Source organism: Streptococcus sp. k-628 (assembly GCF_013277475.1).
Lineage (GTDB): Bacteria > Bacillota > Bacilli > Lactobacillales > Streptococcaceae > Streptococcus.
Genome location: NZ_VMMZ01000116.1, coordinates 1 through 11,758 on the forward strand (window position 1 = coordinate 1; position 11,758 = coordinate 11,758).

Here is an 11,758-nt window from a genome sequence, read left to right on the forward strand (position 1 = left end):
ATTTTCATTGAGTATTAACTTACAGGTCAAAATAGAAAGAAAAGCACACCCCACACAAGACCACAAATATAGCCAACCACTACATCCTTGGGATAATGCACTCCCCCTAAGACTCTCACTAGACCGAGGAGGGCTGACAAGACCAACAAGGTAACCCCTACAGATAAACTAGCATGCAAGCAAGCCATGGAGATAATGGTTGCTGAAAAGACATGACGACTGGGCATAGACTGACCAGGACTATCTCTGTCAAGCAAGGGTTTAATAGCCCATTCCTCATAAGGCCTAGGAGCATTGATTTTCTTACGAAGAAAGGACAAAATCACAAAACCTGACGCTGGAATAAACAAATAGATCCATATCTTTTTCCCAAGTCCTTCTTGGAAATAGGTAATTGCTAACAAGATTAGATAAATCATAGGCATAACTACCGTCATGAACCGATTGAAAGTTCTTAACAAGCTCAGAAGAAAGGGCTTATTTTTAATATTAGCAGCAACGTGACCATACCATTCTTGATAATTTTTCATATCGATTTCTCATTACTTACTCAAATTTTGCTTGCAGGGAAGCACTTGTCTTCTAGTATAGTGCAGAAAAAGAAGGCCGTCAAGCCTTCTTTCGATTTACTCTTCTGCTTCGTCTTCTGTAAATTGACTGTTGTAGAGGTCAGCGTAGAAACCAGCTTGTGCCATCAGCTCATCATGATTTCCTTGCTCGATGATATTGCCATCTTTCATAACCAGAATCAGATCAGCATTACGGATGGTTGACAAGCGGTGGGCGATGACAAAGGAAGTTCTGCCCTCCATCAAACGATCCATGGCTTTCTGAATCAATTCCTCTGTACGGGTATCAACAGAAGAGGTAGCCTCATCTAAGATTAGGAGCGGTGCATCTTTCAGCAAAGCACGAGCGATAGTCAAAAGTTGTTTTTGTCCGACAGACAAGGTCACTGTATCATCCAAGACAGTATCATAACCATCTGGTAGAGTCATGATAAAGTGGTGAATCCCTACAGCCTTGCTGGCTTCAATCACGCGCTCATCACTAATACCTGTTTGGTTATAGATGAGATTGTCTCGGATAGTGCCTTCAAAGAGCCAGGTGTCCTGCAAGACCATTGAAAAGGCATCATGTACTTCCGAACGCTTCATCTCCTTGGTATCTACACCATCGATACGGATGCTTCCCTTATCAATCTCATAGAACTTCATCAAAAGATTGACAATGGTTGTCTTACCAGCTCCTGTCGGTCCGACAATGGCAACCTTTTGACCTGCATGAGCCGTCGCAGAAAAGTCATGGATAATGGTTCGCTCTGGTGTATAACCAAAGGATACTCGATCAAAGACTACTTGACCTTTCATATCGCTCAATTGTCTTTCTTTATGGGATTCATCTTCCATCTCTTCTTCAGCCAGGAATTCGAAGACACGTCCCATGGCCGCACTAGCCTGCTGAAGACTGGTAATCCCTTGGGCAATTTGTGAAAGAGGCTGAGAAAAGATACGAACGTAGGCCATAAAGGCAACGATAATCCCGATACTAATCTGCCCATTCAGAGCCAAGACTGCACCAACGATAATCACCAAGGCATAGCTAAAGTTCCCAATAAACATCATAATCGGCATCATAATTCCTGAAATAAACTGAGATTTCCAGATACTATCATACAGACGATTGTTTAATGTCGCAAACTCTTCTTTCGTACTCTCGATAGCATTGTAACTGGTCACCACATTATGGCCAGAGTACATTTCCTCCACATAGCCATTTACAGCTGCCAAATCTTGTTGCTGACTCTTAAAGAAGCCCTGCGATTTGCCCATAAAGACGGACACGAAAACAAAACCAATAAGGGTTGAAACAACCGTCACCAAGGCTAAAATCCAGTTCATCCCAAACATGGTTACTAAGACTGCTAAAACTAATAAACTAGATGAAAGAACTGTTCCTAGACTTTGATTGAGGGACTGGGCTGCAGTATCAACATCATTAGTCACACGAGACAAGGTATCTCCTTGAGAATGCCCATCAAAATATCCCAATGGCAGGCTATTGATTTTCTCTGCAATAGCTCTTCTCAAACGCTCTGAAAAACGTTGAATAGCTGTTGTAAACAGAAAGGCCTGTAAATAATTTGATAGAAGTCCGATCACATAAATCACGGCCAAAAAACCACCAATAGCTGCAACTGCCGCGACATCCACACTTGTTTCCAGACCACTGGCAATAATATTAGTCATTTCCTTGATGCGAGTTGGACCATATACAGTAATGATATTGGATACGATTGTTGCTAGAAAGGCTATCAGAAGGGCAAACTGGAGGCCTGCAAGATAGGGTTTACTCTGTTTCCAGAGAGACATTTTCTTATTTTCCATGTTCCAATTCCTCCTTCGATAGTTGTGAATAGGCAATTTCTTGGTAAACTTCGTTATTAGCTAGAAGTTCCTTGTGGGTGCCTTGTCCCACGACTTTTCCTTGATCCAAGACCAAAATCAAATCAGCATCCATAATCGTTGAAATACGCTGTGCGACGATAAGCTTGGTCATAGACTTGGTTTTCTCTGCTAACTCTTGGCGTAGGACACGGTCTGTCTTGTAATCCAAGGCTGAGAAGGAGTCATCAAAGATGAGGATTTCTGGCTTCCGAGCCAAGGCACGCGCAATGGCCAGACGCTGTCTTTGACCACCTGAGAAGTTGATTCCTCCTTGGGTCACTTCTGACTCTAAACCCGCTTCCTTGTCTTCGATAAAGTTCTTAGACTGGGCCAATTCCAAGGCCTGCCACATAGCCTGCTCACTAAGTGGTGTTTCTTGACTCTGTCCAAAGTCTAGATTAGCCTTGACATCACCTGAAAAGAGAACAGCTTTTTGTGGAATATAGCCAACCTTGTTGCGCAAATCTTCTAAGGCATAGTCTTGAACATTGACACCGTCTACAAAAATCTCTCCTGCTGATACGTCGTAGAAACGTGGAATCAGATTAACTAGAGTAGATTTACCAGAACCTGTTGACCCAATAAAGGCCACTGTTTGGCCAGCTTCTGCTTTAAAGCTAACATTCTCAATAACCGCCTCCGAATTTGCCGCATAGCGGAAGGTCACATCCTTAAATTCGACCTGACCTTTGAGGTTTTCATCAGCCTGCTGCACTTGAGCAGGGTTTTGGATAGACGAATGCAAATCTAGAACTTGATTGATCCGCTTGGCAGAGACCATAGTTCGGGGAAGAACGATGAAAAGTGCTCCCATGAGAAGGAAACCCATGACAACCTGCATGGCATAAGACATGAAAACAATCATGTCACTAAAGAGAGGCAGACGCACTATCGGAGCAGCGTCGTTAATCACATAGGCCCCAATCCAGTAAATCGCCACACTCAAACCGCTTGAAATCCCCATCATGATAGGGTTCAAAATAGCCATAAGACGGTTGACAAACAAATTCAAACGTGTCAATTCATCATTTGCTGCTGCAAATTTTTCATTTTGGTATTCTTCAGCATTGTAGGCGCGAACGACACGAATACCTGTTAAACTCTCACGAGTGATACTGTTCAGCTTATCTGTCAGCCCCTGAATCAAGGACTGTTTTGGAAAGGCTAGCGTCATCAAAACAGTCGTCATCAGGATGTTGACAATCACTGCCACAAGTACGGCCCAGAGCCAGTATTCTGAATGGCCTAAAATCTTCCCGATGGCCCAGATAGCCATAATCGGACCACGCGTAACCACTTGCAAGCCCATGGTAATCAACATCTGAACCTGAGTAATATCATTGGTGGTACGAGTTAAGAGACTAGGGATAGAGAATTTCTTAATCTCTGTCTGCGAGTAATCCAAAACTCGGTTAAAAATATCACTTCTTAGCCTACTAGTATAAGAAGCCGCCACTCTGGACGCAAAAAATCCAACTGCAACTGCGGACAAGAAGGCAAGAAAGGACATTCCCACCATCATACCTGCTGGCTGCCATAACTCATCTAAGTTTGTTCCTTGAGTTCCCAGTAAATCCGTAATTTTCGAGATATAGGTCGGCACTTCCAACTCCAGATAGACCGAAAAGCAGGTAAAGAGAATGGCTAGTAAAATCATCCCCCATTCTTTTCTACTAATTCGTTTGGCTAATTTCTTCATTCTCTCCTCCTATTCCCTTGATATTCGCCTGTAGTTGACCGAGAACTTTCTCAAAAATCAGTAATTCATCTTCATCAATGTCTTCCATCAACTGCTTATCAATTCGTTCAAAAAAGGCCTTAACCTGCTTCATTTGAGAACGTGCTTTGTCCGTCAAACGAACAAATTTTGCCCGCTTATCGCTAGGACTCACCTCCAATTCCACCAAACCATTTTGCACCATACGCTTAACCAGATTACTAGCAACAGACTTGGTAATATTGAGTTCCTGCTCGATATCTTTAATCAAGACCAAGTCTTGGTTTTTCTCACAATTATCCAAAAAACGCACAACCTGACCTTGAGGCCCACCCATAAATTCAATACCACAACGTTTGGCTTCCTTTTGCACCATGAGATGAATCTGATGACCAAAACGCTTAAAGACCAACATCGGTTTATCCATACTAATTCCTTTCTAACTATCACATTTAGTTCTCCTAGGAACTAATTAAGTTTTCATGAGAACTATTTTACCATTTTGAAAAGAGATGTCAAGAAAAAAGTTTCCTAGAGAACTATTTTCTTTATTCAAAAAATCCCAAGTGATTTTCTCACTTAGGATCATGTTCTCTAGGTTAAATTAGAACCCGTCTACGTTTGTGTAGATTTTTTGTACGTCTTCGTCGTCTTCAAGAACGCTGTAAAGTTTTTCAAAGGTTTCAAGGTCATCGCCTGACAATTCCACTTCTGACTGAGGAATCATTTCCAATTCAGTCACTTGGAATTCTTCAATACCTGACTCACGGAGGGCAACGATAGCCTTGTGAAGGTCAGTTGGCGCTGTGTAAACTGTGATTGCACCTTCTTCTGCTTCTACATCGTCCACATCAACGTCTGCTTCTAGCAATTGCTCAAAGACTGCGTCCGCATCTTCACCTGCAAATACGATAACACCCTTGTTGTCAAAGAGGTATGAAACCGAACCTGAAGCACCCATGTTTCCTCCGTTTTTACCAAAGGCTGCACGGACATTAGCCGCTGTACGGTTGACATTTGAAGTCAAGGTATCAACAATCAACATAGAACCATTTGGTCCAAAACCTTCGTAACGTCCTTCTGTAAAGGTTTCGTCTGTGTTTCCTTTAGCCTTGTCCAAAGCCTTATCGATAACGTGTTTTGGCACTTGGGCTTGTTTAGCACGGTCGATAACGAATTTCAAAGCTGAGTTTGATTCTGGATCCGGATCACCTTTTTTTGCTGCTACATAGATTTCTACACCAAATTTTGCATATACTTTAGAGTTAGCTCCATCTTTAGCCGTTTTCTTGGCTACGATATTGGCCCATTTACGTCCCATTAGGAATCTCCTTTTTTCACATTTTAATCTTTCTTATTATAACACAAGTTTTTTCGATTTTCACTAGAGGAAATAGATTTTATTCAGTAAATCAAGCTAGGATGACACTTTTGTTGCCAAGATGGTCTTGCCTTTCCATCCTTATCAACATTCAAAAAACAAACTAGACCATTATCTGAAAATAGAAAGTTTGACAAAGTCCGCTCAAGCTACTGTTTTGAGTTTATAGATATAAGCGACAAAAACAATCATACTGCACCTTTTGTTGACAGTCTACTCCAGACGTATCATAGTTCAAGTAAATACTTTGAAATTCAACAGTTCTTATAGGCGCTATTGCATTCTAAGAAGTCAATAGAAGAGCTTCTAAACAAAACCATAATTTATGTGTTCTTGAAACAGAAATTTATGTTCTTTTTGATTTTACATGATACTGAAGTTAGACTAGTACAACGGCACTTCTAAAACAAGCAAAAGGTAGCTAATCCCCTGTATAGCAAGGAGTTTCACTACCCTTTTTACTTTTTTACACATCCTATTTGATAGACTCATTTTAGCATCACGAGCCTAGTCCAAAGGAAAATCGCTAGGCAAGAGATAAACTTTCAGATATTCGCAGAGAGATCATCGCCTCTTTTTGTCGCAAACATTCTTCTCTCCTAATCATTTTCTACCTTATCCTCTACCTGAGGATAAAGAGTCGTTCCCCAAATAGAAATCGTCCGCTTACGCACTAGTGGCAAATCGGTTTTTTCATAAACCGTACGCCACCATTCCCAGGCAAGTCCGGTACACTCTCTAATTTTGATAGAGAGATTGCGAACATTCCCTTTTAAAGGAATACTAGTGGTAAAATGAGCCGTCAAATCCTGCCCATTTCTGTCCCAAGCCTTAGGAGTCAAAACTTCTTTACCTTGATAATCATAGGATAATTCATCCCAAGTAATGTAATATTGGGCAACATAGGCACCACTATGATCCAAGAGTAAATCTCCGTTTCTGTAAGCTGTCACCTTAGTCTCAACATAGTCCGTACTGTTTTGAAAGGTCGCAACTACATTGTCCCGTAAAAAAGAAGTTGTATAGGAAATCGGCAAACCGGGATGATCGGCTGTAAAGCGACTGCCTTCTTGAATCAAGTCCTCTACCATATCCACCTTGCCTGTTACAACTCGGGCACCCGAACTCGGGTCGCCCCCTAAAATAACCGCCTTCACTTCTGTATTGTCCAAAATCTGCTTCCACTCTGTCTGAGGAGCTACCTTGACTCCTTTTATCAAAGCTTCAAAAGCAGCCTCTACTTCATCACTCTTACTCGTGGTCTCCAACTTGAGATAGACTTGGCGCCCATAAGCAACACTCGAAATATAGACCAAAGGACGCTCTGCAGAAATTCCTCTCTGCCTTAAATCCTCTACCGTTACAGTATCTTGAAATACATCTCCTGGATTTTTAACAGCATCTACGCTGACTGTATAATAAATCTGCTTAAAATTAACAATCTGAATCTGCTTTTCGCCCGAATGGACAGAATTAAAATCAATATCAAGAGAATTCCCTGTCTTTTCAAAATCAGAACCAAACTTAACCTTGAGTTGTTCCATGCTGTGAGCCGTGATTTTTTCATACTGCATTCTAGCTGGGACATTATTGACCTGACCATAGTCTCGATGCCACTTGGCCAACAAATCGTTTACCGCTCCGCGAACACTTGAATTGCTGGGGTCCTCTACTTGGAGAAAGCTATCACTACTTGCCAAACCAGGCAAATCAATACTATAAGTCATCGGAGCACGATCGACCGCAAGAAGAGTGGGATTATTCTCTAACAAAGTCTCATCCACTACGAGAAGTGCTCCAGGATAGAGGCGACTATCGTTGGTAGCCGTCACGGAAATATCACTTGTGTTTGTCGACAGGCTCCGCTTCTTTCTTTCGATAACAACAAACTCATCGGGTAGCTGATTCCCCTCTTTGATGAAACGATTTTCAATACTTTCTCCCTGATGGGTCAAGAGTTTCTTTTTATCGTAATCCATAGCTAGTATAAAGTCATTTACTGCTTTATTTGTCATCTTCTACCTCCTAATAAGTTCCTGGATTGAGTTGCATAAACTCAGACTTGTTCAGCGAAATCAGCCGTGGTTGGACTAAGTGATCCAAAATTTCCTCGTACAATTCTTCTGAGACATTGCGTCGCCGTCTGGCTAGATAAGAAGTCGGAATGACCGTATTATCCAACATAAATACCTTATCTAAGTCAATCAAGGTTGGTCTTGTAAAAGGATTACGAGCTAAATCCGGCTCTTCTATCATAAAGTTCTTGACCAAACGTCTGGTCAAGAGAGCTGGTTTGAAGGTCTGATTTTTAACCAACTCTTTGTTTTTAGTCGTGCTGTTGTCAATACAGATATACATATGATTCTTCACAGCCAAATCGCTACTAATAGTCGGAAAAGGCAAATAAAGAGCTACAACATCTCCTCTCTTAATCAAGCAAGAGCACCCCCTTTTCTCCTAATGTAACATAGACAGGATTGACCAAGTCTTCTGATTGGCTCAGAATTTCCAAAGTTTGAGTTTGGCGCCCTGTCAATTTAGTAGCATCTTGTCTCTTCAATACAAAATGCTTGTCGCCAATTACCTTGACACTATAATCCTTCTCCAAAGCTGACTGGTAAATCCACATCAGATATTGTCTGTCCTGAGAACTCAAGAGAGAAGGATGTTCAAGTCTCCCGATAGTCTGATAAAAATCAAAAACAGGAGCTAACTCCTGCCAATCTGGCTGGCTAGTTGTCAAGGCTAGAAAAAGGGCTTTGCGAGCTGATACTTCTTGGTTAGCTTTGAGAGTCCCTTTCCCCTCCAAGTTTTTTAGAAATTGGGAAACTCCAGAAAGCAAATCTTTCTCTAACTGCAAGAAATAAAAACCTTGCCTTCCCAGACATAAGTCTCTCAAGTCGCTTTCTCTAGCAAATAAGAGTTCAAACAGTTGATAGTAAAAGAAAAATATCTGGCACTGAGTCGCGCTCATCTTTTCCTTATCGGCTTCTTTTTTTAACCAGAGCAAGGGCAATAGGTAGCTGGATTGAGACATTTCCTCCACCTCCTATTCTTTTTTCTCTGGAGCATCTGCACTAGCTGCCACTTCTTTTGACTGGATACTTTCCCACTGGTTGATTTCCTCTGAGATAAGACCTTCGCATGTCTTGACAAATAGGGCAAAAGCCTTGGTCTTTCCTGCATATTTCTCTGTTTGACATTGATAGAGGAATTTTTCCCTTTCCAGGAGTTGCGCAGTCTTTTGGTAAGAAATCCAGTGTTCTTTGGCATTATACAAATTGAGAATCCCCTCACACAGCAAGCCTAGACTGGACAAGGCAACCGAAATCAAACGGTAGCGATCACCTGGCATAGGAATAGCACAAAAAACAGCTATGAGAAAACCTGCCACAATTTCTGTTATTTTTAATACCTTATAGCGTCTACGATGTTGAACGCTTTTCTTTAAAAAATGAGCTATCTGTACGTCCAATCGCTCTGTCAGATACATTTCTTCTGGCGTCATGTTCGTAACCCCTTTCATTTACTTTGATAATCATAGTATAACATATTTGAATATCAAAGTATAGTAAAAACTGGAAAGCTATATCTTATTATAAAATCCAAATATGAAATGTTTATGAAATAAGGGAAAAATATCACAAAAAGGATGGAACAAAAAGTTTCAAAATGATAAAAACGCATAATACCTTGCCTTAAAAAGCTTGATATTATGCGTTTTATCAGAGAAAGATTTTCTGAATGTTCACCTCAAATTGAGTTTTTCCAACATTCTATCAATCACTATATCAATTTCACCTTCTGCNNGAGCCTTGGCTGCCAATTCTTGTTTGGCTGTTGTGTTCGCAGTTGGAGTTGCGGTTACGGCATTCACATTGCTAATACCTGTATTCTTCGCTGCGTCAACGCCTGACTGATCAGTAGCCTTATCAATTTCACCTTCTGCCGTCTTAACAGCTGCTTCAACTTTCTTGATGGCTGCTGTCTTTTCTTCATTTGTGAGATGTGGCGTCGTTGTAATTTGATTTTTCTTCTCTTGAGCCTTGGCTGCCAATTCACGCTTCGGCAATTCTTTCCCTACTGGGTTAACCTGCCTAATATCTCTCAATCCTTGGTCTAGGGCGTTGTCAACTTCACCGATATTCTGAGCTTTATTGATTTTATCTGTAGCTCGCCTTGCATAGATATTAACTGTAGCAGTGGCACCATTTTGTTCCACTTCGGACAAGTTCCTATTGCCAGTAATGCTATTATTTTTGTCTCTACGTGCTTGTTCTATTTGTTTAAGAGCGTCCTCTTTGAATTCCGAAGTAGTTCTAGAGTGCCATTGGTTCACGAGGAAAACTTCCCGACCGTCTTGTCCTCGTAGACCTGCCGCATAGTCTAGTTTACCAAGATCATTATTTCCCTCAGTTTCAAAGGTTAATTTATAAGATTTATCTGAGTTTGGGAGTTGGAAATAGTATAATGCTGCATTGGCGTCTCTTTTAATATTTTCTAGCTTTTCATTGGATATAGCTTGACTTTCCTGACTTTCAAATCGTCTTTCATAAGGATTAGCATCATAGCGACGCCCTCTAGCTAAATCTTCTAAATTATTACGCGGAAAAACTGTAGGTCCAAATCTCCTAGGTAAACCACTATTTGAAATAGTTCCTTTCGTTACATCTCCTAGCCCTATATTTGCATTCTTTAATTTTTCTACCAAATCTCGACCATCTTGAGCCGGAGCATGTCCTCCCCCGCCACGGTCATAATAACTGATTCCTACAGTATTGGTTTTAACAGTTTGCCCTGATGGGACAGTGAACCACACTTCTGTATGACCTGGAAGTGTCCTGTGATTATCTTTATTGATTTCAATTGTCCATGAAAAACCTTTAGTAGTAGGTTTTACTGTGACGTTTAGATACTTATACCCGTCTTTAATATATGCCGTAGCTTCATTTCTCGGACGTCTGTCTGAGAAGAATACATAGGTGTACTTATCGTAAGGAGAATGACCCTTTATGTCCGTCCTCTCAAAGTAACTTTCTCTTGCTTCATTAAAGTCCTGAGAGTAGTTTTCGCCAGCTCTTGCAGCTCTTGTAACTCTCGAACTACGAAAGTCAGAGTAGCCACCATCACGTGGTTGAGGGGTTACTCCTCCAACTGTAGTCTCTTCTCCATATTTTTCTTCCAGCACTCCTTCGATCAGGTCTCGGGATTTTTTCAGGTCGACTAGGGCAGCGGCAAAATCTTCTTGGCTGATGGTATCACCTTTAGAAAAGGCTTCATTAAACTTATCAGCTGCTGCTTTTGCTGCTTGGATTTTATCTTCTGACGCTCCGTACCGTCGGAGTTCCTTTGTGATATTCTCCAATTCCTCTTTTAGTCCATAAACGCCGTTTTCACCTTCTGTCGTATTGGTGTAGGTTGGGAGTTCTCGTGGCGTAGATTGAGAGCTAGCTTCAGGAGCCGTCTCCTTTCCTTCATCAGTTGGACTAACTTGGTTTGCAACTGATCCAGGCTCGATCACTCCCCCTCTTTTACGACGCTTCCCACTACTTGCTTGCTCAGTTGCAGTTCCGTTTGGTTCGACAAGCTTATTATTTATCGAACCTGCTTCACCCAAGTCTGTCAATTTTGGTAGCGATGGCTCCAAGGCTTGATTGACACGGCTCGTCAGTTCTTCCATAGCTCTTACTTGCTCGTCAACTTGCGCTTGCGTCGCATTTGGGTCGTCCAAAACTGCCTTAGCTGCTGCTAGACCTGCTTCCACTTCATCGTGGAGCGCTTTCATGGAGCTAAGAGTTAGTTTTTCCAACAAAGCTTGCAGATTGCCTTGGAGTGATTTAGCATCTGTCGTTTTAGTGGCAGATGTGGGCTGGTCTTGCTCTTTTTCTCTCTCTGATTGAGAAGTTTCTTGAGCAGCTGGTTTTGCCTCTGGTTTGATAGGAGCAAGGTCAGCTGTTTCCTGCCCCTTACTAGCGTCCTCGGTTTTAGTCTCTGGAGAGTTTGACTCCCCTGTAGACTGGAGCTCAGCCGACGGTTCAGTCTCAGAGACCTTCTCTGACTCTTCCCCATCTGACTCCTGTGGTTCCCCATCTGAATTTCCAGCAGATCCAGCAACTACATCACTGGCTGTTGCCGAAGATACTGCAGGTGCCTGCGCTTGCACCCCATTTGCAAAGAACATCAGAGCCGCAACCGCAACACTAGCAGCTCCAA

Annotated in this window: 10 protein-coding genes; all 10 read right to left on the minus strand. The window is 41.8% G+C overall.

Annotation, left to right across the window (positions count from 1 at the left end; genetic code table 11):
* Positions 1 to 26: 26 nt before the first annotated feature.
* On the minus strand, positions 27 to 530 hold the full coding sequence (locus HT730_RS10210; RefSeq protein WP_173307524.1) for a phosphatase PAP2 family protein: 504 nt from the start codon (positions 528 to 530) through the stop codon (positions 27 to 29).
* A 96-nt stretch (positions 531 to 626) separates the two neighbouring features.
* Positions 627 to 2,387: an ABC transporter ATP-binding protein gene (locus HT730_RS10215; RefSeq protein ID WP_173307525.1), complete on the minus strand. Its 1,761-nt coding sequence runs from the start codon at positions 2,385 to 2,387 to the stop codon at positions 627 to 629.
* Complete coding sequence (locus HT730_RS10220; protein WP_173307526.1) at positions 2,377 to 4,146, minus strand: ABC transporter ATP-binding protein; 1,770 nt, start codon at positions 4,144 to 4,146, stop codon at positions 2,377 to 2,379. The genes HT730_RS10215 and HT730_RS10220 overlap by 11 nt, the downstream gene beginning before the upstream one ends.
* Positions 4,121 to 4,591 carry a MarR family winged helix-turn-helix transcriptional regulator gene (locus HT730_RS10225; RefSeq protein ID WP_173307527.1) on the minus strand — a complete coding sequence of 157 codons (471 nt, stop codon included), beginning with the start codon at positions 4,589 to 4,591 and terminating at the stop codon, positions 4,121 to 4,123. The genes HT730_RS10220 and HT730_RS10225 overlap by 26 nt, the downstream gene beginning before the upstream one ends.
* 177 nt (positions 4,592 to 4,768) lie before the next feature.
* Positions 4,769 to 5,485, minus strand: coding sequence for a YebC/PmpR family DNA-binding transcriptional regulator (locus HT730_RS10230; RefSeq protein ID WP_050261824.1), 717 nt, complete (start codon positions 5,483 to 5,485; stop codon positions 4,769 to 4,771).
* A gap of 659 nt (positions 5,486 to 6,144) precedes the next feature.
* Positions 6,145 to 7,560 carry a cholesterol-dependent cytolysin pneumolysin gene (gene ply, locus HT730_RS10235; protein WP_173307528.1) on the minus strand — a complete coding sequence of 472 codons (1,416 nt, stop codon included), beginning with the start codon at positions 7,558 to 7,560 and terminating at the stop codon, positions 6,145 to 6,147.
* A gap of 10 nt (positions 7,561 to 7,570) precedes the next feature.
* Complete coding sequence (locus tag HT730_RS10240; RefSeq protein WP_138705901.1) at positions 7,571 to 7,981, minus strand: hypothetical protein; 411 nt, start codon at positions 7,979 to 7,981, stop codon at positions 7,571 to 7,573.
* Positions 7,974 to 8,582 carry a hypothetical protein gene (locus HT730_RS10245; protein ID WP_173307529.1) on the minus strand — a complete coding sequence of 203 codons (609 nt, stop codon included), beginning with the start codon at positions 8,580 to 8,582 and terminating at the stop codon, positions 7,974 to 7,976. The genes HT730_RS10240 and HT730_RS10245 overlap by 8 nt, the downstream gene beginning before the upstream one ends.
* Before the next feature lie 12 nt (positions 8,583 to 8,594).
* Positions 8,595 to 9,053, minus strand: a complete 459-nt coding sequence (locus tag HT730_RS10250; RefSeq protein WP_031233612.1) for a DUF4231 domain-containing protein — start codon at positions 9,051 to 9,053, stop codon at positions 8,595 to 8,597.
* Between the two features lie 240 nt (positions 9,054 to 9,293).
* A partial coding sequence (locus HT730_RS10255) for a DUF1542 domain-containing protein (RefSeq protein WP_173307530.1) occupies positions 9,294 to 11,758 on the minus strand: 2,465 nt, incomplete at its 5' end.

Bases quoted from the DNA above. Each gene is read 5' to 3' on its own strand.
- HT730_RS10245 (WP_173307529.1), bottom strand. From the start codon at position 8,582: ATGTCTCAATCCAGCTACCTATTGCCCTTGCTCTGGTTAAAAAAAGAA.
- HT730_RS10210 (WP_173307524.1), bottom strand. From the start codon at position 530: ATGAAAAATTATCAAGAATGGTATGGTCACGTTGCTGCTAATATTAAA.
- HT730_RS10220 (WP_173307526.1), bottom strand. From the start codon at position 4,146: ATGAAGAAATTAGCCAAACGAATTAGTAGAAAAGAATGGGGGATGATT.
- HT730_RS10215 (WP_173307525.1), bottom strand. From the start codon at position 2,387: ATGGAAAATAAGAAAATGTCTCTCTGGAAACAGAGTAAACCCTATCTT.
- HT730_RS10250 (WP_031233612.1), bottom strand. From the start codon at position 9,053: ATGACGCCAGAAGAAATGTATCTGACAGAGCGATTGGACGTACAGATA.
- HT730_RS10225 (WP_173307527.1), bottom strand. From the start codon at position 4,591: ATGGATAAACCGATGTTGGTCTTTAAGCGTTTTGGTCATCAGATTCAT.
- HT730_RS10230 (WP_050261824.1), bottom strand. From the start codon at position 5,485: ATGGGACGTAAATGGGCCAATATCGTAGCCAAGAAAACGGCTAAAGAT.
- ply (WP_173307528.1), bottom strand. From the start codon at position 7,560: ATGACAAATAAAGCAGTAAATGACTTTATACTAGCTATGGATTACGAT.